The organism is Arthrobacter sp. Y3223065 (assembly GCF_059090885.1).
Window position 1 is genome coordinate 278,474 of the sequence record NZ_JBNHGC010000004.1, and the last position, 23,676, is coordinate 302,149.

The window sequence follows — 23,676 nt, forward strand, 5'->3', positions numbered from 1 at the left end:
CCGACCTTCCAGGAGCCTGATGCCAGATCATTCCCAGACGCCCGACCACGGCGAATTGCGCAGGGTGGCCGAAGAAGCTTTCGGCTGGGACGTCCTTCGCGAAGGGCAGTTGGACGCCATGGCTGCGGCCGCCCGCGGTGAGGACGTCCTGGCCGTGATGCCATCGGGTCACGGAAAGTCCGCCATCTATCAGGTTCCCGGCGTCGCGTTGCCGGGCACCGCCGTCGTTATTTCTCCGTTGATTGCGCTGCAGTACGACCAGGTGGATGCCATTAACGGCGATCTGGGCGCACAGCGGGCCTTCGCGGTGAATTCGCAGCTGAGGGCGTCCGCGGAACGGGCGGCGTGGGACGCGATGGCCAGCGGCGAGGCGAAGTTCCTTTTCCTGGCGCCGGAACAATTGGCCCGTGAAGAGACCCTGCGGCGGTTGGCGGAACAGGACATCTCGCTGCTCGTGGTCGACGAGGCGCACTGCATCTCGTCTTGGGGACACGATTTCCGACCCGACTACCTGATGCTGACCTCGGTGGTGAAGCGGTTGGGGCACCCGACGGTCGTCGCGCTGACGGCCACCGCATCACCGCACACGAGGACGGAGATCGTCGACCGGCTGGGCATGCGCGACCCGTTCATCAACGTGCAGGGTTTCGACCGGCCGAACCTGAACCTCCAGGTCCTGCGGCATCACGAGGACGGCGGCAAGCGGCGGGCCGTGGTGGACCAGGTGGCCGAACTTGGCGGGCCCGGCCTGTTATACACGGCCACCCGCAGGGACACCGAGAGATACGCCGCCGAGTTGGCCGAGCGCGGCCTGCGGACGGACGCCTACCACGCAGGCCGGAAGGCGGCGGACCGGGAGGCGATCCACGAGCGTTTCCAGGAGAACGGGGTGGACGTGGTCGTGGCTACCTCCGCCTTCGGCATGGGGATCGACAAGCCGGATGTGCGGTTCGTGGTTCACGCGGACATCCCGGATTCGCTGGACAGTTACTACCAGGAGATCGGCCGCGCGGGACGGGACGGTGAACCGGCGCGGGCCATTTTGCATTACCGGTCGGAGGACCTGGGCCTGCAGCGTTTTTTCGCCGGCGGCGCCCCAGACCCGGACGAGCTCGCAGGTGTCTTCAGCGCCGTCCGGGAACACGGGCCGCTCCGGCCCGCCGCGCTGCGCGAACACACCGGCCTGTCGCAGCGGAAACAGTCCCGTCTGCTCAACTTCCTGGAGCACGGCGGCAGCATCACCGTGAACCGCAAGGGCTACCGGGCGGTCGGCGGCGCGGACCCGGCGTCGGCTGCGGAAAGTGCGCTGGCGGAAGCCAATGCGCGGCACCGGATCGACGAGTCCCGGATCGAAATGGCCCGCGGCTACGCCGAGACGGATCACTGCCGGCGCGACTGGCTGCTGAACTACTTCGGCGAAGAGACGGACGGCTACTGCGGCAATTGCGACAACTGCGAGGCGGGGTCCGAGGCTGCGGCCGAAGCCCGGGAGGCGGCAATGCCGGCGGGTTATGTGATCCAGCGCCCGGTGAAGCACCGCGAGTGGGGGCCCGGCATCGTCATGGGCACCCAGCCCGACCGCATCACGATCCTGTTCGAATCGGTTGGCTACAAGGACATCGCCCTTTCGGCCATCGAGGCGGACGAGGGCCTGTTGAAGTAGGCGTCAGCAGTCTCCCCCGCTTCCAAAGCATTTTATTCTCCGACACCTCTATACAAAGCCAGTCATTCACGCTAGAAATGACGCTATGCGGGGGATAATTCTGGCTGGGGGGACAGGATCACGATTGCATCCGATTACCCTGGGTATCAGCAAACAACTTGTGCCGGTCTACGACAAGCCGATGATTTACTATCCGCTTTCGACCCTTATGTTGGCAGGGATCCGGGACATCCTGATCATCACAACACCGGTGGACGCACCCCAATTCCAAGCCCTGCTGGGCGACGGGGCACAGTTCGGACTGTCGCTGACCTACCGGCAGCAGGAGGCGCCCCGCGGCCTGGCCGAGGCTTTTATTATCGGTGCCCAACACATCGGAACAGATTCGTGCGCTTTGGTTTTGGGTGACAACTTGTTTTATGGTCCCGGACTGGGGACGCAGCTCGAGGCGATGACGAATATCGAGGGTGCCGTTATCTTCGGTTATTGGGTAGCCGACCCGCGCGCCTACGGGGTTGTCGAATTCGACGCAAATGGAACGGCTATTTCCATCGAGGAAAAACCACGCCAGCCCAAGAGCAATTACGCCGTTCCCGGACTGTATTTCTACGACAACGACGCCGTCGAGATGGCTCGGACCTTGCGGCCCTCAGCACGGGGGGAACTGGAAATCACCGATCTGAATCGGCTCTACATGGATCAGGGGCGCCTGACCGTGAAAATCCTCCCCCGCGGCACGGCCTGGCTGGACACGGGGACCTTCGATTCCCTCAACGATGCTTCCAACTTCATCCGCACCATTGCGAACCGTCAGGGCATGCCCATCGGCTCGCCCGAGGAAGTCGCGTGGCGGATGAAGTACATCGACGACGAGCAGCTCCGCGGCCACGGCCAGTCACTGGGCAAGAGTGGCTACGGCACTTACCTTTTGGACCTGCTCGAGAGCACCCGCTATGGGCGATGACCGAGCTTGGCCGGGCGGCGAGCCGCACCTGGAGCGGACAGCTCCGGCGGGAACTATGCGAAAGCTACTGGTAACCGGAGGTGCCGGCTTCATCGGTTCGAATTTTGTGCGCCATGTGCTGGCCCACACCGATGACCAGGTAACCATAGTGGACAACATGAGCTATGCGGCCAATGCCGCTTCCCTCGACGGCCTGCCCGTGGGCCGCTGCCGCTTGGTGCACGGCGATGTGGCCGATCCACAAGCGGTTGACCAGCTGATGGCGGATCATGACGCCGTAGTGCATTTCGCGGCGGAGACCCACAACGACAATTCGCTGGTGGATCCGCAGCCGTTTCTGCACAGCAACATCATGGGGACGTACACCTTGCTGGAGGCTGCGCGCCGGCACGGTACGCGGTTTCACCACATCTCCACGGACGAGGTCTACGGCGATCTTCCACTGGACGGGTCGGAACGGTTCACCGAGCACACGCCGTACAATCCGTCCAGTCCGTATTCGTCGACCAAAGCCGGCTCCGACCTGCTGGTTCGTGCATGGGTACGCTCTTTCGGCGTGCACGCGACGCTGAGCAATTGTTCCAACAACTACGGCCCGTACCAGCATGTGGAGAAGTTCATCCCCCGGCAGATCACCAATATCCTGACCGGCCGCCGGCCCAAGCTGTACGGGGACGGCCGCAACGTGCGCGACTGGATCCATGTGGAGGACCATTCCTCGGCCGTACTGCGCATCCTCGACGACGGACGGCCGGGCGAAACCTATCTCATCGGCGCCGACGGCGAACGCAGCAATCGCGAGGTTTTGGGCATCCTGCTGGACTTGCTCGGCCGTCGTTCGGACGATTTCGACCTGGTGACAGACCGGGCCGGTCACGATCTGCGCTACGCCATCGATTCCAGCAAACTTCGCGGGGAGCTCGGCTGGGAGCCGAAGTTTGTGAACCTTGAGGCCGGTTTGGCAGATACCGTTGCCTGGTACCGGGACAATCCCGGTTTCTGGTCCGGTGCGAAAGCATCGACTGAGCTGTTCTACGCGGGCCGCGGCCAGTGAGCGCCGCAAAGCACGCCGTCGAGCAGACTCCGATCCCAGGGCTGCTGGTAGTTTGCCTGCCGGTCTTCGGGGACAACCGGGGCTGGTTCAAGGAGAACTGGCAGCGGGAAAAGCTCATTTCCCTGGGGCTTCCGGACTTCGGCCCGGTGCAGAACAACGTCTCCTTCAACGCCAAGGCCGGAACCACGCGCGGCATCCACGCCGAGCCGTGGGACAAATATGTCTCCGTCGCGGCCGGCAGGATCTTCGGAGCCTGGGTCGACCTGCGCGAAGGCCCCACCTTCGGCCGGCGGTTTTGCCTTGAACTGGGACCGGATAAGGCGGTATTCGTACCGCGCGGCGTCGGCAACGGCTTTCAAACGCTGGAGCCGGACACGGTCTACAGCTACCTGGTCAATGACCACTGGAACGCCGGGGCCCAGGCGGAGTACGTGTACCTGAATGCAGGGGACGAATCCGCCGCCATCCCGTGGCCGATTCCGCTCGCCGAGGCCGAACTTTCCGAAAAAGACCTGCACCATCCGCGCCTGCCGGCGGTGGCACCCATGAAGCCGCGGCGCATCCTGGTTCTGGGGGCGGACGGCCAGTTGGGCCGGGCCCTGCGCCAGGTGCTGCCGGAAGCCGAATTCGCGGTCCGGACGGACTTCGACCTCGCGCACGAGGAGTCCTACCGATCGCGGGACTGGAGCGGCTATCGCGCCATCATCAACGCCGCCGCCTACACCGATGTGGAGGGCGCGGAGAGCAGCGAGGGCCGCCGCCTGGCCTGGCGGCTGAACGCTGCCGCCGTGTCGCGACTGGCGTCCACGGCGATCAAACACCGGCTCACGCTCGTTCACCTTTCCTCGGACTATGTGTTCGACGGATCCCAAGAGCCGCATGCGGAAACCGAGCAGCCTTCGCCCCTTGGTGTCTACGGCCAGTCCAAGGCCGCCGGCGACGCAGCCGCCGCGGCAGCCCCCCAGCATTACATTGTTCGAACCAGCTGGGTGGTCGGGGACGGCGCGAACTTCGTCCGTACGATGGCGAAGCTGGCTGCCCGTGGCGTCTCCCCCTCCGTTGTCGCCGACCAGCGCGGACGCCTCACCTTCAGCCGCGACCTCGCTTCCGGAATCCTGCACCTGTTGGAGAGCGGGGCCCCGTTCGGCACCTACAATCTGACCAACTCCGGTCCTGCGACCAGCTGGGCGGAGGTCGCCGCGGAAGTCTATCGCTTGCTGGGCAAGGACCCCCAGCAGGTGGCCCCCGTGAGCACCGCTGAATACCTCGGCTCCCGTCCGGCCGCACCCCGACCGGCCCGGAGCACCTTGGACCTGGCGAAGATCGAAGCCGCCGGCTTCCGGCCCCCGAGGGCCTTCGCTGCGCTGCGGGACTATTTGAGTACAGATCCCGTCTCCGGTCCGCTGGCGGCAGGCATGCCTCCACTAACCGTTTCCGAAGGGTCAACCCAGTGACACTCCCAGCCCCCCGGCGCATAGAAAACTCGAGGTGCGCGGGCAACCCCTGGCTCTTCCTATCGCCCCATCTGGATGACGCCATATTGTCCTGCGGCGCCCTCATTCAAGCCGAGGCCGGGCGTCGCGAGGTGACGGTGGCGACCATCTTTACCGAATCAGCGCCGCCGCCGCATACGCGATCGGCACGCACCTTTATGCGGCTGGCCTGCATTGAGGACGCCGCGGCACTCTTCGAAGCCCGCCGCGCCGAAGACCTCACAGTGCTGCGGAACCTGGGCGTAAAGAATGTGCACTTTGGCGCGACAGACGCCATTTACCGTCGGCGGAAGCCCGGGCCGGGCCCCCTGGGCCTCCCGGCCCGCCTCCTGCCGGAACTGGGGCACCGGTACCCCACCTACCGATTCAACATTGTGCAGGGCCGGATCTCGCGCGGCGACCGTCACCTCATGGCCGAGCTGGGCAGCAAGGTGGGGCAGCTGATGGAGCAGACCCAAGCCGAACTCATTTTCTGCCCCCTCGGTGTCGGCAGGCATGTGGACCATTTGGTGACCAGGGCTCTGGGCACGGCATTCCCCGAGCAGGTCGTCTATTACTCCGATTTCCCCTACAACCAGTCCTCTGAACCGGAGGCTGCGTTCCTTGCCAAATATCGGTTGGAACCCTGGCACTGGGACACGGCGATTGCGGCCAAAGAACATTGGATCCGCCAATACCGCACCCAAGCCGACGCGCTGTTCCCCGACGGCCGCATTCCGGCGGCGCCGGAATCATATTTCGCGCCGCGATGAGCGGCACTGGTCCTCAATTGACGGGCAGTGCGCCGTCCCGAAGCACACAGGTGAGGGGATCCTATGACTTCAACCGATAATCCGCTGCGCGTACTCGTGGCCCAGCCCTCCGCAGACCTGTACGGCTCGGACCGGGTGCTGCTCGAAACCGTCCAGGCCCTGCTGGAGCGCGGAGACCGGGTAGCGGTGGCGCTGCCGGGACCGGGGCCTCTGGTGGATGAGCTGACCCGACGCGGAGCCTTGGTGGAGTACTGTCCCACCCTGGTGCTGCGCCGATCCCTGCTCTCGCCGGCGGGGTTGCTTCGTCTGGCAGGCGAGAGCCTCTTGGGGTTCTGGGCGGGAATTCGAATGATGCGCCGTTATCGTCCGGACGTGCTGTATGTGAATACTGTGACCATCCCGCTATGGCCGCTGGTCGGCTGGCTGTCCCGTGTACCAACCGTTGCCCACGTCCACGAAGCCGAGAGCCATACGCCTCGCAGGTTGCAGCTCGCCATGGCGCTTCCGCTGCTGCTTGCAGACCGGATCGTGGCGAATAGCCGCTTCACCGCAGACACCCTGGCACACGCGCTGCCGGCCCTGCGAGGCCGCGCCCGCGTGGTTTACAACGGCGTGCCGGGACCGGCAGGGCCTCCGCCCGCCCGCACGGCCCTCAACGGCGGCCTGCGGGTGGCCTACGTGGGCCGGCTCTCGCATCGCAAGGGCGCGGACCTGGCTCTGGAGGCGGTGGCGCGGCTTCGGCAGCGCGGCGTGGCCGCCACCCTGGCTATTGTCGGTGCCCCGGTCCCCGGCTATGAGGACTACGAGCACGGGCTGCGAGGCCGGGTCCAAGAGCTGGGCCTTGGGGACGAGGTCCTCTTCCACGGCTTCCAGCCGAACCCTTGGGACGTCCTGGCGGGCGCCGACGCCGCGGTGGTTCCCTCCCGGCTGGACGAGTCGTTCGGCAACACAGCGGTGGAAGCGGTGCTCGCCTGCAGGCCGCTGGTAGCCAGCTCGGTCCCCGGGCTGCGCGAGGCCGCCGGCCCTTATGCCAGCGCCCAGTTTACCGCGCCGGACGACGCCGTGGCACTGGCGGACGCCTTGGAACGGGTAGCCGTGGACTGGGAGCGTTTCCGTGCCGCCGCTGCCGGCGACGCCGCTGCCGCCCTCGAACGCCATGCCCCGCACCGGTACCGGCGCAGCATCGCGGAAGTCGTCGCCGGCACGGCCGGCATGCGCCGCAGACGCTGAACACACGGACCTACGAGGAGGGGATTGCCTTTACCGCCCCTTCTTGTGCAGCGGCCGGCGTTGTCGGTCCGGCGTTGAGTCCAAGCTGCCCGCCGGACGTCGGCGCATATCACGTGGTGTGCGAGGCGTTCTTCACGGCCCGGGCCGCACGGCGCCGCGCCCTTGCTTCAAGGGTCTTCTTGGCTACCCGCCTGGCCCGGAGGTAAGCGCTTCTGCCCAAGACATATGTACGGCCCCGCAGGGTGGCCATCACCCGCACTTCGTAGAGCGGACGGCGCCGTGCGCCAAAGTCAGCCTTGTAGGATTCGTCCCCGACGGTCAGGTCGAAGAACCGCTGGCCGCGCCCAATCGCGTCTTTGGCAAGCTCCTCTACGATCAGCAGGCCAAGCGAGTAGTTGCGCAGGCGTTGCATGTCATAGCCCACCAACAGGAAGAGGTCGCGGTCCGGAGCGACCAGGTCGAAGGCGATCGCAACCGGCTCGCCGCCCACCTCGAGCACGGCCAGGGTCCCTGGCGCGCCGGTCTTGACGCTGTCCCGCACCACAGCACAGTAGAACTCAAAGCAGTCAGGGTCCTGCACTAAGTCGACCCCCCTGCGTTCCGCAAAGCGTGCGGCACGGAATTCCTGCATGCGTCGCATGAGGTCGTCGACGGCGGCGACGTCGGTGATCTTGACCAGGCGTTTCTCGCCCTTGGGCCGTAGCCGTTTGTGCTTGCGGTCCAGATGGCGGACGAAGCCGGGGTCCAGGCCGCCGCGCCACTCCTCTACGGAAGATGCGAGGGACATCAGGTGCGTATTGTAGAGGTGCCTGGCACTCGTGGCCCCGGCCAGCAGTGCGGTGAGGGCATCGGGAGAGTCGGCGACGCGCTCAATCCTCAGCAGGTCGAACCGACCCAAGGCCTCACGGATGCGGCGTGCTATCGAGGGATCGGCATGGAGTCCGGCAGTTTCGTCGAGTACCGGAGCCGCGTAGTCGGCCATGCCCAAGTCGGCGTACTCTACGAGGCGGATCTGACCCAGCCGGCGGCGGACGAACGGCAGGACGAGGACCAGGTCACCACTGTCGCGGCGGACAGCCACCACGACCTTCTCCGCTCCCCGGGCGGGTGCGAGCACGTTGTACAGTCGGTCCAGCCAGACGCCGTGCTGAAATGGCGTCGCATCGGATCTTCCATAGAGGTCTTCATACTCGCTGCTGAGAAAGTCGAAGTCGTCCTCACGCTGCACTGTGAAGCAGGACATGGCCAGCCCTTTCGGTCCGGGCGGCGCAGCCCCAACAGGACGTGGCTTGCCGCGTCGATGCGCTCGAGCCTGCCGGCCCTCTTGAGGGTCAGCCGGTGCCCGGTCAGTCTAGCCGACAGGGTTGCCGCCCGCGGCTAACGGCATTACGGTTGTGTAACTTCTGCCCCACCAGAGCGGGGAGATCTGCGATGACGGATGGTTCCACCTCGCGGCGCGGCGGGCTGTCGGGGAAGTATTTGGCCGCCGCTGCAGTTACGGCCCTTGGCCTGCTGTGCCTGCCTGCGTCCTTGTTCGGCACGTCCGCCGCCGACCGCGGGGACCCGGCTTCCGTTTCCGCTGCGGCAAAGGCCCCCGCTGCCACCCCGGTTGGCGTCGGAGCCTTGGTGGTTTCGCCGGAGGGCTCGGACGATGCCGCCGGAACCTACGAGGCGCCGCTGCGTACCCTCGTGGCTGCGGTGGACAGGGCTACCTCGGGCCAAACCATTGTGCTTCGGACCGGAAGTTATCACGAGTTCGTGACGATTCCGCCAGGCAAGAGGATCATCATCCGGTCCTACCCGCGGGAAGAGGTCTGGCTGGACGGCAGCCTGCCCGTAACAGGGTTCGCCCCGAGCGGGAGCGTTTACGCAGTCGACGGTTGGACGACCGAGTTTGACGCCAGCCCCACCTACAAGCGCGGCGCCCCCGACGGGGCGTCACAGGGCTGGCAGTTCGTCGACGACAAACACCCCATGGCGGCGCATCCGGACCAGATCTGGATCGACAACGTGCCCCAGCGGCAGGTAGGCAATCTGTCCGAGGTTGAGGCGGGCACTTTCTACGTGGACTACGCCGAAGACCGCCTCTACCTCGGCTCCAGCCCCCAAGGCCGCGTCGTCCGCGCCAGCATGCTCGGCAGGGCACTCAGTGTTCAGGGAGCCGGATCCGAGCTGCACGGCGTCGGGGTCCGCAGGTACGCGACCTCGGTTCCGCAGATGGGGGCCGTGACTATTGAAGCTCCGGGCGCCGTGTTGGACGGTGTGACCATAACCGACAATGCGACCACCGGCCTGTTTGTCGGGGCTGGCAGAGCATCCTTAAGCAACGTCACGGTGGCACGCAACGGAATGCTGGGGGTGGCCGCCACATATGCCGACGGCCTGCAGGTGTCCGGGTTGCTGGCGGAGCAGAACAACACCGAGCGCTTCAACTCCTCGCCGGTATCGGGTGGGGCCAAGGTCGGCCGCACACGCGGCGTGGAGATCAGTGACTCGGTATTCCGTGGCAATGCCGGGCCGGGGCTGTGGTTGGACGAATCGGTCTTTGATGCGTCCATCCATGGGAACGACATGCTGGACAACTCCGGCCACGGACTGTCCCTGGAACTTTCGGCCAAGGCGGCCGTCGTCAACAACGTCATAGCCGGCAACTCCGGGCACGGACTGAAAGTCAACAACACCAGCGATGTGCAGGTTTGGAACAACACATTCAGCGCCAACGGCCGCGCGATTAACGTCGTTCAGGACGGCAGGCGTGCCAGCGACCGGCACACGCCCGGACACGATCCGCGGCAGCCCTTCCCTGACCCCGCCATGTCTTGGATCAGCGGACCGGTTGTCGTGCGCAACAACATCATCGCCAACCCGGGCTCCAATGCGGACTGCCTGCTGTGCGTGGAGGACTATTCCGGAACCTACAGTGCCAAGGAGCTCAGGGTAACAGCCGTGGGCAACGTCTATCATCGGGTCTCGCCGGCTTCACCGGAGTCGGTTGCGATCTGGGCGATGGACTCCGGCAGGTCTGCTTCGTTCGCGAGCCCTGACGAATTCAGTGCAGCCACCGGCCAGGAACGGCACCACCTGTATCTTGAAGGTGCTAATCCGCTGGGCTCCGGTTACCGCCCGGGCAAGATGATCACCAGCAGGGATTCCACGGTCGCCCGACCCCTGCCTCGGGAGATCGCGAGGCTGGCAGACCAGCCGGCCGGTATGCGCTCGCTCGGCGCCTTCGCCAGGTAGCCGCAGACCCCGGCCGGGGACAGGAAGCGGGGCGGAACCCTTCGGTTCCGCCCCGCTTGGTGCTGCTGCCGGTGGCGTCAGTTTGTTGCTGTCACCGCCAAGTCATCGAACGAGGCGAAAACCGGCGTATTGGTGGCGGATCCGGAGGCATACACGCCCAGCCCGACAGCTCCTAAAACCTGCAGTTCCGCCGTCGAGTCCGTGCCGGACACTTGCCAGCCGGCGGGCTCCGGTGTTCCGGCAGGCCACAGCTTGGCCCGGACGGTTGTCGGTGAGGTTCCCGTGACCTGCAGACGCAGCTGCAATTGTTGCCCGGCTTGGTAGGTCAGTCCGGCAACGGTGGCCTGCGCGAGTATGGTCTCCGTGGAGCCGAGGGCCCGCAGGGCCTGCAGTGTTACTGCCCCATTGGAGGCAACCCGGACTGTGGCCAGGTACTGCCCGGTGGTGCCAACCTGCCGCCCGGTGACGTCCACAAAGATTCCGCCTCCGGTGGCGGGCTTATCCAGCGAGAACCGCACGCTGGTGTCCGTACCGGTCGCGGATACCGAGTTCAGGGAAGCGCCCGGCCCGTGCCCCGGGGCGTTCATCCGGATGCGCCCCACCCCGTCCGCGACCGTGAAGTGCGAGGACGTTCCGCGAAGCGTCCATGCTCCACCTTTGTCAGCGCTGCCCCAGCCGGAAGCCAGAGTGCGCCCAAAGGCATCCGCAGCCAGACTTACCGCCGGTGCCGGACCCGCTTGCACGGTGACATTCTGCGTGGTGCTTCGCGCCGCGCCGTCGTCGTCCGTCACTGTCAGCTTCACGGCATAGGTCCCGGCCTTCGCATAGGTGTGGGACGCCGTTGCTCCGCTGCCGGTGCCGCCGTCGCCGAAGTTCCAGGCGTAGCGGGTTATGGTGCCGTCGGGATCCGACGAGGCAGAGGCGTCAACCGCAAGTTTCAGTTCCGTGGCCTTGGCCGTGAAGGACGCCGTGGGAGCCACGTTGGCCGCCGCGCCGGTGCTGCCGGCGGTGAAGTGGTTCTTCACCTGGGCGGCGCTGAGCACCGTTGGATAAACGGCGACCTCATCGATGTCTCCGGCGAAGTAGGCGCTGGTTGGGAGCGGGGTCCACGACTCCAGGCTGTCCCCGCCGATCCGCCAGTAGCCCATCACGTCCTGGCCCTTGATGACATCGGTCCGCTGCGCCACCCGCTGTCCGTCGACGAAGAGTTGCATGCCGTTACTGCCGAGCGTGGTCGCGGCATGGTGCCACTTCCCGTCGTTGTAGCTGGCGGCGCTGCCCACGGACTGCCGCACGCCGTTCTGCCTGACGCCGAAGTACAGCCGGCCGGTGTCCGCCATATACAGGTGCCGGTCCATCAGGTCGGAATTGACCGTGGTGGAGTTCGCGTAGCCGAGCAGTTTCCCGCCGCGCGTGGTCTTGGTGCGGAACCACAACTCCGTGGTGAACGTATTCGGCGGCCGCACGCGGGAAGTCACGGCGGTGAAGCCTGTAGGCGTGCCCCCGAAGGTGGCGGCGGTGTCGACGTCGCCCGCCACGGCGCCTGCGGTGCCCGGGGTGACGCCCGCGTTCAGCTGGAGGTCGTCTTTGCCCACCTGGTCGAACACCGTGCGGCCGGTCCCGCCAAACCGCCAGTAGTTGGCCGGTTGGTCCGCCTTGACCGTGGCGGCATAGGCGCTCGCGGGCGGATCTACCGCCGCTGCGGTGACCGTGACGGTGTTGCCGCGGACCTCGACTCCGTTGGGATCCGTGGCAAAGATGCGGTAGCTGTACTGCCGTCCTGGGACCAGCCCGGAGTCCAGGAACGTCATGCCCGGCCTGTCCCAGAAGGTCGATTCCAGGCTGGTGGTGTGGACCGGTGTGGCAGTGTTGCCATCCCGGATCACCTTGTAGGTTAGCTTCTTGTTGTCCATGTCCCAGTTCGCCTGCCAGCGTATGCGCACCGTCCCCTTCTTCGGCGAGCTAAGCGTGGGTGTGAAGTTGGCTCCGAGGACCTCCGGTCCCCGCAGGTTCGGCGCGTTCTGGCGCACCGTGTAGCGCACCAGCCCCTGCTGCGCCGCTCCGTTGACCCTGGTGAACTCGCCGCCCATCACCACGAACTGGCCGTTGCCGGCGACTGACCACGGTCCCTGGTTCTGGCCGGTGAAGGTACCTGTATTCATGGACGGGAACCAGTTCTGCAACTCGGGACGCGGCAGCCCTTCGAAATTGGTGTAGTTGTAGAGCTCCCGCTTGATCGTTCCGCCCACCGCCTTGCTGAAGGCCAGGCCGCGGTACCACTGCCAACTGACTTCCTGTGGGAAACCGTCGATATTCGAGCAGGTGTGCGGGTGACCGGCGATGTAGACCTGATTGGGCTGCCCGGCAAAGACCGAGTAGGTGTCGCCGTGGCAGTCCTCGAGCCATTCGGTCTTCAGATCCGACCACTTGATGGACACCACGCCCTCCAACGTACTGGTCCGCCCGAAGGTGTATCCGCTGGCGTAGAAGTGTGTGCCGTCCGAGGTCAGGCTGGTGATGGATCCGTTCGTGCTGCCATTCCGAACATAGTCGTTTGCCGGCAGCGCGAACTGGGTTCCGGTCGCCGTGTTTAACACCCCGAGCCCATAACCGGGCCGGCTCGAGCCGTTCAAGGTGGTGAAGGCGCCGCCGACGGCAATCTTGGTGCCGTCTCCGGACAGGGCCAGGCCGTTGACTTGGCCTCCCGCCGCCTGCGGCGTCCAGTTCAGCAGCGCGGCGTCGGACGCCCGCACGGCCGCCAGTTTCCCTCGCGCCACGCTGCCCACGTAGTTGAAATTGCCGCCGAAATAGACGGTGCTGTTCGTGGGGGCGATGGCATGGACGGATGAGGAGGCCTGAGGCCGGAAGCCTTGAATCAACGCACCGGTAGTCGGGTTAAGCGCCACGATGCGCGAGACGGCGGTGGTTCCGTTGTACTGCGTGAAATCTCCGCCTACGTACAGCCGGGTACCGTCCGGCGAGGCCGCGAGGGTGAGCACCTGGGCATTGAACCTCGGGGCGAAGGAACCGATCAGCGCGCCGGTGGTGAGGTTGTAGGCCAGGATGTTTGCCCTGGCCACCTCGTTGGTTCCGGCCGGCGAGCCGGCAGGCCGGGCTGAGGTGAAGTTCCCGCCGGCGTAGACGGTATTGCCGATGACCACCTGCGACCAAACCACGCCGTTGATCTGGACGGTAGGCAGTCCGTCCGCGCTGACGGTAGCCGGGGTCAATGGATTCGCGGGGTTTGCTGGCGCCGTATCTGCGTTCGCGGTCGGGACGCCCACGATCGCCATGGAGGCGATCAATGCGGCTGAGGATAGGAAAACAGCGCTCCTGCGCCATGGAATATGCATAGCTATCCTGCCTTTCTTGGAGCTGCGCCTTCGAACGCAATCACGGAATCGGACGCGGAATAGTTCAGGTAGATGCGCACCTGATCCCGCAGTTCCTCGGGTATTTGGAAAACAAAAGTGCCGGAGGCGCTCTTGCCCGCGGCGACCTCCTGTGGGAAGAGCTCTGTGCCGTCACCATCGAGCTGGATGGCGGGAAGTTTCTGCGGACCTGCCTCCACCGTGATCTCGGCGGTGTCCAGTTTCAGCTCCTTCGCCGATGTGTTCCGCACTTCCACCACGAAGCGGATGGCTGGCCCGGCGATCTGGCCAATGCCTTCCGCTTTGGCATGGATGGCCTCGATTTTGGAGACGGCGGCGATGCCACCTGCGACCTCGGCGGCTTCCCGCAGCTGGACCGCCTGGGCGACGGGCTTCGGCGTGGCCGCCTGTTCGGCGTCCTTGGCCACCGCCAGCGAGCCGGCCGGCTCCTTGACCGCAGGCTTGCTCCCGGGGTCCTCCTTCGTGGCCGTGTCGGACTTCGTCTTGGGCGCTGGTTTGCCAGCTTTATCGGCTGTGTCTTTGGAACTGCCGGCGTTGTCGGTCTCCGGTTCCGCGGTACGCTCTGCCGCGGCGGAAGCCACGGCGGCAGGCGACGGTGCCGGCGTCGTCACCGGAGCGCCACCCGTGGCGACCGAGGCAACGGCTATTGCCGCCGCCGCTGCTGCGGCCACCAGGAGGGGCGCGATCCCGCGCCTCCGGAACCACGTTGCCTTGGTGCCTTCGCTTTGGGGCAGGCCTTCCTCTCCCACCGGTTCATCGCTGCCGCTACGCATGCCGTCCCCCTCCCGGCTTAGGACCGGCCCCGGGATCGAGGCGTCCCAATTCCCGGAACCACTTCACGCAGGCCAGCACCAGATAGGCCAGGTTCGCCGCGAAGAACATTGTGTACAGTGCCATGAACAACGAAGGTGCGCCCACGAAGAGGAACACGAAGCAGAGGATGCCGTAGTCCGTCGGCAGCAAGGCCAGGGACTTGAACCTGGACCCCGCCTGACGTGTGACGGCGACGCCGGCTTTGACTGTTCGCGTCTTCCGGAGCTGTTCGGTGAGGATCATCGTGAAGAAGCCGACCCCGTCGACCAGGCAGTAACCGATGGGGATCAGAAGCCAGCCTGGATCCTCCAGGCCGAACGTGCGGTATGCACACACCAGAACCGCAAGATGCAGGCTAGTGTTCTTCACGCTGTCCAGCACATGGTCCAGCCATTCGCCGCTGAGCGAGCCCCCGTTACGCAACCGGGCCACTTGGCCGTCCGCGGAGTCAAAGGCATAGCCAACCGCCAGGCCGGCCCACACCACGGGTCCGACCCAGGCAAGGCCTTCTGCCGGCGCGAACGCCAGCAGGACGATAGCGGACAACGTGAACAGGGCGCTGATCGCGCTGACCATGTTCGGCGTCAGCCCGGCCCGGTATGCTGCAGCAGCGAGGATTCTTCCGGCCCGGCGGTTGACCAGGACAGAATATGCCGGGGCTCCCGGAGCCACGGATTTCTGCGCCTTGGCCAGGATCCTGACCGTCTCCAAATAGCTCGGATGAGCCTGCCCGAGCAGGTGGCCGGTCATGCCACACCTGCCGGAATCCGGTCCGCGGCGAGGGTTGGACGACGGCGGCCGCCGGACTGTCGCACCGCACCTGCGTACAAATCGCGGCAGAGCTGCTCATAACCGTCGGCGACCACATCCCAGTCGTAGTTGGCGGCGCGCTGCTGCCCCTGCAGGCCCCGCCTCTTGGCCGCCTCCGGGCGCGCCTCGGCGGCGGCTGCAAGTGCGGCCACCTCCGCAGGAGTGGAAAAGTAGCTGCCGGTCTCGTCCAGGACCTCGCGGTTGAAGTTCACGTCGAAGGCGTTCGTGGGTGCCGCCGCGCCGATTGCCCGCAGCAGCGAGGGATTGGTGCCGCCGACGGAATGCCCATGCCAGTAGACCAGCGCGTTGGCATAGAGCTGGTCCAGCAGTTCCTGATCCCAAACCCCGCCGAGGAACCTGACCCGCTCGTCCGCCCTTTCCGTGACGCGGCGGGTGTACTCGTGGCCATAGGGACAGCCACCGACCACTACCAGCGGCAGTTGCGCTTCGCTGGCCACGTAGCCTTCCACGATGAGGTGGACATGGTTCTCCGGCTCGAATCGGGCGACTACCAGATGATACCGGCGCGGCTCCAGTCCGAGTTCGACCAGCCGCTCATGCCGCCCGGAGTCGATGATGGGCGCTCCGTAGGTGATCAGCCGGGTGGCTGCACCGAATTCCTCCGTGTAGTAGTCCTGGATGCCGGCGGCGTCCGCGATCAGGGCGTCGGACCAGCGGACCGCCATCGACTCAGCCAGCCGATAGTACTTCTTCCCGACCGGCCCCCACTTGGCGCGTTTCCACTCCAGCCCGTCCATGTGCGTGGCCACCGGGATCCGTGCCGCGCGCAGCAGCGGCAGCCACGGGGCGTTCGCGGAATTGAACACTACGGCCACGTCCACGCGGTTCGCCGCCAGATGGACAGCTGACAACCCGGAGTGACTCAGCGTCTCCACGCTGCGGCGGCGCAATGCCGGCAGGTGCACGAGCCGCATGCCGGCGTACTCGCGGATTGTGGTGTCTGCTCCGGTTGTGTTTCGGCAGTAGACCACAATCTCGTGCCCGCGGGCCGCCAGCCGCCGGCCTACCTCGTCCACGCACGTCTCGAAACCGCCGTAGCGGGCGGGTACTCCCCGCGTGCCCATTAGAGCAATGCGCAAATGCCCTTGTTGATTATTTGGTGTTGACATGTTCCCATCCCCCAGCATGGTTGTGTCCTGGCCGGCCGGTTACTCATTCACCACCGCGCCGGGTGGCCGCCCCCGGGCCGGCCCGGTGGCGCTGAGCGCTGCCAGGGCGTGGCGCAGCGCCGTACTCGAGGTATGGACGGTGTACGGGAAATAAATCACCGAGACTCCGACGGAGGCGAAATCACGCTCCAGCCGGCGGCCCTTCTCCGTGTCCTTCCAGTCGTCGCCCTTAAAGAACACGTCAAAGCCGACATCCGCCCACGTCTGCAGCCGGTTTGGCGAGACCTCGGCCACTGCCCGGTCCACAAATTTGATGTGGCGGACGATTTCCAGGCGCTCCTGCAGCGGTACCACGGGATAATGCCCCTTGGTCGCGTAACAGATTTCGTCGGAAACGACGCCCGCAATCAAAGAGTCACAGCGCGAGCGGGCGTGGCGAAGGATATTTAAATGCCCGACATGGAACAGGTCGAATGCTCCCGCGGCGTACCCAACTATTGTCATGGCATTCCCCCCAGAATGGATCCCCCACGTTGCCCCATCAGTGCCCTGTTCAGCTTCTGCGCGGCAACAACCGGATTCACGGATCGTGTTACCGCTCCGCTACCTCAATGCAAAGCCTAGGAATAAACAGCGGTGCGCGCATGAGTGGGGGGTACGTAAGTCAAGCCGACACATTACTCACAAGCAGCCGATGGAGTTAGCCGCAGACGGGAACATTACTCACAGCGGGTGGCGCATCACTTACAGCGAGTCGCACATACTCACAGCAGGCTGGCGGATGGTCACAGCCTGGTTAGCATCCGTGGCCAACATGCCCGCCGCCGGACCACCCGCGCTGTTGCTACCCTCCACAAATCAGCGGGACTGCGGTCAGCGGACAGAGCACCCGAATCTTGAGGCGTGAACCCACTGCCCGAGGGAGTCGTCCGGACCCGTCCCGGCTGCGCCCCGATGCCGCCGTTGCGCAGCCTAGGCGATGGAGGTGGCGCTCGGCCACTCAGGCGCCGCTTAGGCCTTCTTTTGGTGCTTTTGCGAGATGATCTTTCGGCTGCGGGGGCCCCTCGTTGGCTAAGTGAAACGGCCGGGCGCTGGCGCTTACCTTTTCCAGCAGCACTGACAAGGTGAAGAAAACTACAAAGTCCACGCTTGCATCTACCAAGCCGTTCTCGGTCACGCTGCGAATCAGGAGAAACAGCAGGGCTGCGTTGGTCATGGAGCCTAAATGTGGGTTGCGCAGGCTGTCCCGCACGCTATAGACGGTCCACAGGGCCAGCAGCAGCAACCCCACTATCCCTGCCTGGGATAACGTCGAAATCCAGCTGGAGTCGAAGACCTGACTGTCCCAATGCTGGCCGGCCACAGAAACCTGCTTGACCGAAAGTCCACCGCCGATCCACCGTTCCCAAGTGTTAAAGGGAATTTTCAGTACGGCTTCCCAGCTAATGGTGCGTGAATTCAAGGTGAGGAGCGACGCACTGTCCGCCCGGGTAAGGATGTTGGTCAAGACCGGTGTGTACACGGCCACAGCGAAGGCTGCTGGAACAGCGGCAATGACCGCGGCGGCAACAATGATCGGCGGCTTTCGGACCTGCAACAGGACCACCACGACCGCTGCGGAAAGGGCGAACAGCGCGGTCCTGGAGCCGGTGGCCACCACCAGACCGGTCAATCCGGCAAAAATGGCCAGATGTCTGGCTGCGGAGCGGCCGTGGACGACGCCATGAAGCACGGCGAGGGCGGGCAGACCGCACAGCAGGGCAATTTCGTTCGGCGATAGCGGCGGAATTGCCCCGCCTAGCCTTTCTCCCGAGAGCATCGGTCCTATGCCGGTGATCGCACTGAGCGTTCCGACTATGGCCATGGCTGCCAGCAGCGAATTCACAGCCAGGCGCGCAGGGTAAGCCCGGAGCAACAGGATTACCGTAGCGGCCAGCAGAACCACCCGTACGGCCAGCACCGCGGACGGCAGCGTGTTGCCGTGCGCGAATGCGCCGGTGACGGAGACAGCCAGGATCAACAGCAGAAAACCCAACGACCGTCCGCCCAGTGGCTGCCGCCCCGGGGCCCGGGCCAGCACGGCCGCGGCGATCAACAGGGCTGAGCACTGGATCAGCGCCTTGGCCACTACGACGGGGTCGATGCCTCCACTGTAGAAAGCTCCCTGTCGCCAAGGCACGAGGCTGATGACGGCCAGTAGCCAGATGAGGACCGGGGTGCCCGCCAAGCGCAAGGGACTGCCGGTTTCAGCCATTGATGTCCGCACCGCGGACCACTGCATGGCGTCCGGTGGCCGCCACTGCCTGCTCGAATCCCATGACCGCCGACGGCCGCCGGCGGTACGGAACCCCGGTCAGGACTACAGCATGCGGCGGGCTGCCGGCCGCAGCAAGTTCGGCAAAAGTTCGGCGCAGTTCATCCCGCGTGGTTTTGCCGTACTGACAGATGACCACCATATAGTCAGCGTGAGGCACCAGTTGCTGCGCATCCAAGGGTCTTGACGTTCCGGTGGTTTCGGTCAGCGTGATATCAAAGCGTGCCTTGAGTTCATCTACAAGCGGAATCACCTGCTGCGCCACGTCGACGCCGCGCCCTCCCTCTGCTTCCTGGCTCCCCGCCTGGACATAGGAAACCAGCCCTGCGGGCTCGGTGCTCCGTATGACGGAGGAAAGCACAGTCCGACCGGCAAGCACCTCGCTCAGTCCCGGCCCCGCCACCTCATCTCCGAAGGCCGGCGGCAGCATGGCGTCCGTCTCCAGGACGCAGACCCGCTTGCCCATATCCGCCACCATGAGTGCGAATTTCCGGCGCTGGAAGTCGCCACCGGCACCCGGGGAGGCGGGCACAAGCAACATCAGCGGCGGCAGTTTTGCCTGTCCGGCCAAAAGGATGTTGGTCAGGAGTTCGCGGTGGGCAACCCAATGCTCGCTGTCCCGGCTCCATTCAGCCGGTTTTCCAGCCCGGCCCCGATAGCGGGGAAGCTGGCCCACTACGGGAACGCCGACTGCCGATTGCACGTCACCGCCGGTGCGAAGCCGGGTGTCCAAGCGGTAGGCAGTAATGGCGAACAGCAATCCGGCGGAGAGCCCGATCAGGGCACCCAGTGCCACGTTGAGCGCGGTCTGAGGAGAGGCCGGAGCGACCGGCTGCTCCGCAGGCACCGTCAGTTTCGGATTCACAGTTACCCTGTTGTCTCCGGCAGTGGTTTCCAGCTGCCGGATATGCCGGCCCAGACTTATCGCCACCGCATTGGCGATATCCGAAGCTGTCCGCGGGTGCGGTGATTGGGCCGTGACATTCAGGAAAATCGTATCCAGCGGATTGTCCGCCGCAACCCTGTCCGCCAGCTCATCCGGACCGAGATCAAGACCGAGCTGGCGGATAACGGGTCGCAGGACCTCCGGGCTTTTAACCAGGCTCGGATAGGATTTGACCCGCTGCAGACTGAACTGAGATCTCTCATAGGCGGAACCCGAGCCGGTTTCAACCTTTACGAACAAAGTGGCTCGCGCTTCATAGACCTGCGGCATAGCCGCACTGACCGCCAAGGCGCAGCCGCTGCCCGCGAGCGTCATGACAAGAACGATTACCCAGCGGCTTAAAAAAGCCCTTGTGTAGTCACGCAGATCCATTAGACCAAACCTTTCCAGTGCCCCAAGCCGAAGGTGTACACAACATAGCACTCAGGCGCCGCTGTGGGCACTTAAAGCATTACTTTTCCGCTGACCTGCATTCGGCATTTATTTGGTGCGAACATTGAGCACGTCCTCGCCTTGCCGCGCGCCCGCCTTGGTAGGCGCCCAAGCTCGTTTTGGATCAAACATGGGCACCCGCTGTCTTGCGTGCGGCGGTTTTCTGCATCTCGTCCCGTTTCAGGGGAATCAGCAGGAGATATCTGATGGCTGCACCACCGAGCACCGAACCCAGCGCGGCCGCCCACGGTGCAAAGGCGAATTCCCCGGTCAGGTGCACAACGAGAACAACGCCGACCAGGGACAGAAGCGTTTCGACCGTCCGCAGCGCGAAAACACGCTTGGCGCTGCCTTTCACGGCAGCCAATGCTCCGTAGGGAGAGACGACAGCCACCGAGGCGGCATATGCCAACCAGCCGGCGACAGCAACGAAGTCGGGTATCTGACCGGTTGCCAGCGGTCCAGCGACGGGCAGCACCCATAGCGCAACGGCTGTTCCTGCCGCCGTAATCCCCAGCACCATCAGCAAAGCACGGTCGGCTTGGGCCAGGAGTGCAACTACTCCGGAGGCCCTGGTTTTCGCATAGGCCGCGAAGAGGTAGGAAGAAATCCCGCCGACGAACAGCATGGCCGGGGCAGCGTATATGCGGGCAATCTCCAGTTGGCCCGTCGCGGCGACCGTCACCAGGATCATCACCGTCAACCGCATGGCCGTCATCAGGCCCGGACGAAGCATCTGCTGGGCCGCTCGCCACGTTCCGTACGCGGCTACGGCTTTCCAATCCGCCTCTTTAAGGCGTACCAGATAGCGGTCGGGCCCGGGGACGAGTAAGGCTCCGACGACTATGCCCGCTGACTGGCCGCAGGCAATTGCGCCCAGGTAGCCGGCCAGGGACGCGCCGCCGTCCACGTTCTGTTGCAGCCACACCATACTCAGTGCGGCCGACGTGGCCGCCAGATCCATTAGGACGATACGTCCGAAGCCCAAGTGTGCCATCAGCAGACGACGGATAACATCCTCGACAAGATAAGCAGCAATGGCCAGACCGAGCAGGAGCGCTTCAATTGCGGAAACAAAACCGATGGTGAGGCTGATCGTCGGCACGAGGGCTCCGCAGGCACAGCTCAAAGTCAGCAGCCACAGCTGCATGCCGGCCCGGAGTTTTCTGCCCGTGCGGTCCAGCACCGTGAGGGAGTCTCCGACGAAGCCGCTGGTCGTCGCGGCGCAGAGCACCAGCACCCCATAGAGCACGCCCAACTTGCCCAGCTCTTGGATCTCCAGCGTTCTGGCCGCGATGGCCATGATGAGGAAACTGCCAACGGCCTGGCTGGCCTGTGCGGCCAGCGCACCCACTGCGCCGGTCATGGAAACCGGGATCCGCCTCGGAATCACGACAGTTCACCCGTCATTGCCGCGGCGGTGGAACACGAGGCTGATGCAGCGATCAGAATCACGGCGGTCACTTCCTTAAATCCCTTCATCAGTACGCTCCCACAGGATTCAGCATGACCTTCAGCGTGCGCCACATGATGATCAGGTCCCCCGGGACCGACCAGTTCTCCACGTAGTAGAGGTCGAGCCGTACGCTCTCCTCCCAGTCCAGATCAGAGCGGCCGTTAATCTGCCACAGTCCGGTGCATCCGGGCTTGATAAAGAGCCGCCGATGGGTATGGGTTTCATACTTGCTGACTTCGTCGTGCAATGGTGGTCGCGGACCCACCAGGGACATATCTCCCCTCAAAACGTTGTAAAGCTGTGGCAATTCGTCCAGTGAGAATTTCCTGATCCAACGGCCAACCCTGGTAACCCTAGGGTCATCCCGAAGCTTAAAGAGGACTGAGTTGCCCTCGTTCAAATGCTTCAGCCGTGCCAACTCGTCTTCTGCGGTTACCACCATCGAGCGCAACTTGTACATCCGGAATGTTCGACCCCCTTTGCCCACGCGCTCCTGAACGAAGAATCCCGGGCCGCGGCTGTCCAACTTCACGGCAACGACCAGCATGGCTATCAACGGTGCAAGAATTATTAGGCCGACAAGGGAACCCAGCACGTCGAGACAGCGCTTAACAACGTGACGGCCTCCTGTGAATGAAGGAAGTTCAACGTGCATCAAAGGCAGGCCTTCAACGGGCCGCACACGGATGCGCGGACCCGCAACATTGGTTAGGGCGGAGGCGACCACCAATTCTGTGGAGGTCTTCTCCAGATCCCAGCTGAGCTGCTGGATGTACCCGTTTCCGCGGTGCAACTGTCCGGCCACTATGACTGCGTCCGCGCCGTTAACAGCAACGGCGTCTTGAATCGTATCCAGATTCCCCAGAACGGGAACCGCGGCCTTTCCGACCTGCAGCGCAGGGAATTTCAGCTTTCCTTCCAAAGCCACGCCCACGACGTCGTAGGCAGCACCCGACTTCCGCGCGATCTGGGCCACAACGTACCGTACATCGTGGCGATTGCCCACTACGATGACCCTGGATAAATAGTGGCCGAAACGGCTTTGGTAATTGAGCCATTTGCGCCAGGCCCATCGCCCCGCCAGCAGGAGGACGAGCCCCACAGGCCAGGTCAGAAAAAAGAATCCCCGCGGACCGGGCGAGTCCAGGAACACGTAACAGACAGCCACGAGTCCAAATGTCGCAGCGCTGGCGTCGATGACACGCTTGTACTCTCCTGCACCGACACCTATCAGTCTGGGATCCCTGGTACGCATCAAGCTGGTCATGCCGAACCAGACCACCGCGACGACCACCGCGACCGCTGCGTGGCTGAGAAGGACTTCTGTCGGTTGCTGCTGCGCGACCGGGACCAGCCAGACGGTCGAAGCCGCCACCGTCGCGGCGATCAGCAGACCGTCAGTGATCCGGAGCATCAGCTGGTAGCGGCGCCGCCACGAGACTCCGGACACTGCCGATGCCTTCTTCTGCGACTGTGGCACGCCTATGCGTAATCCGTATCCGCGAGTCAAGGTCATAGGACTATGCACGGCGATTCTCCTTCCGCATGAGCGTCGAGACCGTGACCCTGGTCGGCCTCCAAGTTAGGATGTGAAAGGAGCCGGCGGCTGGGGGTTGGGCTCCCGATTTAAGAGACCCATACGCCGCCGGCTCCGTATAGGGGGCCCTGGCACCGCACGGCTGCGTCTGTGCAGCAGGCAGGGCGATATGCGTGCTCCCGGCGTCGGCATTTGCCCACCGGCCGGCAGAACACGCGTTATTGCGGACGGGAGAGCGGCCGGGCCGCACGTCTCCCAGGAAAAGACCATTCATCATTTCGAGCCCCCCAACTCGTCCCCAGCCAAAACTCCTACAAACGCAGAACCCTTTGAGAAGTTCTCTGTGTGCTGAAGCCTACGGATCCCGTTACGGGCTCTCACGAGTACGGACCACTGGGTTTTTCAGAAGTCCTTCCGCCAACTTGCGGCGCCCGCTCAGTACCCGGGGAC

General features: G+C 64.6%; 17 protein-coding genes. 7 read left to right on the top strand and 10 right to left on the bottom strand.

Annotated elements, in window-relative coordinates; all coding sequences use genetic code 11:
• Nucleotides 1–19: 19 nt before the first annotated feature.
• The 6 genes from AC5RUK_RS13015 to AC5RUK_RS13040 all read left to right on the top strand — a co-directional run bounded on the left by AC5RUK_RS13015 (nucleotide 20) and on the right by AC5RUK_RS13040 (nucleotide 7,156).
• Entirely contained in the window at nucleotides 20–1,663 is a 1,644-nt protein-coding gene (locus AC5RUK_RS13015) for a RecQ family ATP-dependent DNA helicase (RefSeq protein ID WP_494152404.1), read from the top strand.
• A gap of 85 nt (nucleotides 1,664–1,748) precedes the next feature.
• On the top strand, nucleotides 1,749–2,627 hold the full coding sequence (gene rfbA, locus AC5RUK_RS13020; protein WP_494152405.1) for a glucose-1-phosphate thymidylyltransferase RfbA: 879 nt from the start codon (nucleotides 1,749–1,751) through the stop codon (nucleotides 2,625–2,627).
• 55 nt (nucleotides 2,628–2,682) lie between these two features.
• Entirely contained in the window at nucleotides 2,683–3,681 is a 999-nt protein-coding gene (gene rfbB / locus AC5RUK_RS13025) for a dTDP-glucose 4,6-dehydratase (protein ID WP_494152406.1), read from the top strand.
• Nucleotides 3,678–5,135, top strand: coding sequence for a sugar nucleotide-binding protein (locus tag AC5RUK_RS13030; protein WP_494152407.1), 1,458 nt, complete (start codon nucleotides 3,678–3,680; stop codon nucleotides 5,133–5,135). Before rfbB ends, AC5RUK_RS13030 begins: the two co-directional genes overlap by 4 nt.
• A complete protein-coding gene (locus AC5RUK_RS13035) occupies nucleotides 5,132–5,926 on the top strand; it encodes a PIG-L deacetylase family protein (protein WP_494152408.1) in 795 nt (264 codons plus the stop codon). Before AC5RUK_RS13030 ends, AC5RUK_RS13035 begins: the two co-directional genes overlap by 4 nt.
• 63 nt (nucleotides 5,927–5,989) lie before the next feature.
• Nucleotides 5,990–7,156 carry a glycosyltransferase gene (locus tag AC5RUK_RS13040; protein WP_493987999.1) on the top strand — a complete coding sequence of 389 codons (1,167 nt, stop codon included), beginning with the start codon at nucleotides 5,990–5,992 and terminating at the stop codon, nucleotides 7,154–7,156.
• A gap of 109 nt (nucleotides 7,157–7,265) precedes the next feature.
• On the opposite strand, the gene AC5RUK_RS13045 is transcribed toward AC5RUK_RS13040, so the two are convergent.
• On the bottom strand, nucleotides 7,266–8,399 hold the full coding sequence (locus AC5RUK_RS13045) for a GNAT family N-acetyltransferase (protein ID WP_494152409.1): 1,134 nt from the start codon (nucleotides 8,397–8,399) through the stop codon (nucleotides 7,266–7,268).
• 188 nt (nucleotides 8,400–8,587) lie between these two features.
• Between AC5RUK_RS13045 and AC5RUK_RS13050 the strand changes: the two genes are divergently transcribed.
• Nucleotides 8,588–10,396 (top strand): right-handed parallel beta-helix repeat-containing protein, encoded by a 1,809-nt coding sequence (locus tag AC5RUK_RS13050; protein WP_494152410.1) that lies wholly within the window; start codon nucleotides 8,588–8,590, stop codon nucleotides 10,394–10,396.
• A gap of 77 nt (nucleotides 10,397–10,473) precedes the next feature.
• Here the strand turns inward: AC5RUK_RS13050 and AC5RUK_RS13055 are convergent, their stop codons facing one another.
• The 9 genes from AC5RUK_RS13055 to AC5RUK_RS13095 all read right to left on the bottom strand — a co-directional run bounded on the left by AC5RUK_RS13055 (nucleotide 10,474) and on the right by AC5RUK_RS13095 (nucleotide 23,139).
• On the bottom strand, nucleotides 10,474–13,701 hold the full coding sequence (locus tag AC5RUK_RS13055; RefSeq protein WP_494152411.1) for a PKD domain-containing protein: 3,228 nt from the start codon (nucleotides 13,699–13,701) through the stop codon (nucleotides 10,474–10,476).
• A 50-nt stretch (nucleotides 13,702–13,751) separates the two neighbouring features.
• On the bottom strand, nucleotides 13,752–14,561 hold the full coding sequence (locus AC5RUK_RS13060; protein ID WP_494108040.1) for a hypothetical protein: 810 nt from the start codon (nucleotides 14,559–14,561) through the stop codon (nucleotides 13,752–13,754).
• Entirely contained in the window at nucleotides 14,554–15,351 is a 798-nt protein-coding gene (locus AC5RUK_RS13065) for a CDP-alcohol phosphatidyltransferase family protein (RefSeq protein WP_494152412.1), read from the bottom strand. Before AC5RUK_RS13065 ends, AC5RUK_RS13060 begins: the two co-directional genes overlap by 8 nt.
• Nucleotides 15,348–16,496: a DUF1972 domain-containing protein gene (locus tag AC5RUK_RS13070; RefSeq protein WP_494152413.1), complete on the bottom strand. Its 1,149-nt coding sequence runs from the start codon at nucleotides 16,494–16,496 to the stop codon at nucleotides 15,348–15,350. The genes AC5RUK_RS13065 and AC5RUK_RS13070 overlap by 4 nt, the downstream gene beginning before the upstream one ends.
• Before the next feature lie 84 nt (nucleotides 16,497–16,580).
• Nucleotides 16,581–17,045 carry an FAD synthase family protein gene (locus AC5RUK_RS13075; protein ID WP_494152414.1) on the bottom strand — a complete coding sequence of 155 codons (465 nt, stop codon included), beginning with the start codon at nucleotides 17,043–17,045 and terminating at the stop codon, nucleotides 16,581–16,583.
• Between the two features lie 496 nt (nucleotides 17,046–17,541).
• A complete protein-coding gene (locus AC5RUK_RS13080; RefSeq protein ID WP_494108044.1) occupies nucleotides 17,542–18,795 on the bottom strand; it encodes an O-antigen ligase family protein in 1,254 nt (417 codons plus the stop codon).
• Complete coding sequence (locus tag AC5RUK_RS13085) at nucleotides 18,788–20,173, bottom strand: Wzz/FepE/Etk N-terminal domain-containing protein (protein WP_494152415.1); 1,386 nt, start codon at nucleotides 20,171–20,173, stop codon at nucleotides 18,788–18,790. Before AC5RUK_RS13085 ends, AC5RUK_RS13080 begins: the two co-directional genes overlap by 8 nt.
• Before the next feature lie 184 nt (nucleotides 20,174–20,357).
• Complete coding sequence (locus AC5RUK_RS13090) at nucleotides 20,358–21,599, bottom strand: hypothetical protein (RefSeq protein WP_494152416.1); 1,242 nt, start codon at nucleotides 21,597–21,599, stop codon at nucleotides 20,358–20,360.
• Between the two features lie 115 nt (nucleotides 21,600–21,714).
• Entirely contained in the window at nucleotides 21,715–23,139 is a 1,425-nt protein-coding gene (locus tag AC5RUK_RS13095) for a sugar transferase (protein ID WP_494152417.1), read from the bottom strand.
• Between the last annotated feature and the right edge of the window lie 537 nt (nucleotides 23,140–23,676).

What these genes read in the sequence shown, in the direction of transcription:
- AC5RUK_RS13015 (WP_494152404.1), top strand. Translation starts at nt 20, where the DNA reads ATGCCAGATCATTCCCAGACGCCCGACCACGGCGAATTGCGCAGGGTG.
- rfbA (WP_494152405.1), top strand. Translation starts at nt 1,749, where the DNA reads ATGCGGGGGATAATTCTGGCTGGGGGGACAGGATCACGATTGCATCCG.
- rfbB (WP_494152406.1), top strand. Translation starts at nt 2,683, where the DNA reads ATGCGAAAGCTACTGGTAACCGGAGGTGCCGGCTTCATCGGTTCGAAT.
- AC5RUK_RS13040 (WP_493987999.1), top strand. Translation starts at nt 5,990, where the DNA reads ATGACTTCAACCGATAATCCGCTGCGCGTACTCGTGGCCCAGCCCTCC.
- AC5RUK_RS13045 (WP_494152409.1), bottom strand. Translation starts at nt 8,399, where the DNA reads ATGTCCTGCTTCACAGTGCAGCGTGAGGACGACTTCGACTTTCTCAGC.
- AC5RUK_RS13050 (WP_494152410.1), top strand. Translation starts at nt 8,588, where the DNA reads ATGACGGATGGTTCCACCTCGCGGCGCGGCGGGCTGTCGGGGAAGTAT.
- AC5RUK_RS13060 (WP_494108040.1), bottom strand. Translation starts at nt 14,561, where the DNA reads ATGCGTAGCGGCAGCGATGAACCGGTGGGAGAGGAAGGCCTGCCCCAA.
- AC5RUK_RS13065 (WP_494152412.1), bottom strand. Translation starts at nt 15,351, where the DNA reads ATGACCGGCCACCTGCTCGGGCAGGCTCATCCGAGCTATTTGGAGACG.
- AC5RUK_RS13070 (WP_494152413.1), bottom strand. Translation starts at nt 16,496, where the DNA reads ATGGGCACGCGGGGAGTACCCGCCCGCTACGGCGGTTTCGAGACGTGC.
- AC5RUK_RS13075 (WP_494152414.1), bottom strand. Translation starts at nt 17,045, where the DNA reads ATGACAATAGTTGGGTACGCCGCGGGAGCATTCGACCTGTTCCATGTC.
- AC5RUK_RS13080 (WP_494108044.1), bottom strand. Translation starts at nt 18,795, where the DNA reads ATGGCTGAAACCGGCAGTCCCTTGCGCTTGGCGGGCACCCCGGTCCTC.
- AC5RUK_RS13085 (WP_494152415.1), bottom strand. Translation starts at nt 20,173, where the DNA reads ATGGATCTGCGTGACTACACAAGGGCTTTTTTAAGCCGCTGGGTAATC.
- AC5RUK_RS13090 (WP_494152416.1), bottom strand. Translation starts at nt 21,599, where the DNA reads ATGACCGGCGCAGTGGGTGCGCTGGCCGCACAGGCCAGCCAGGCCGTT.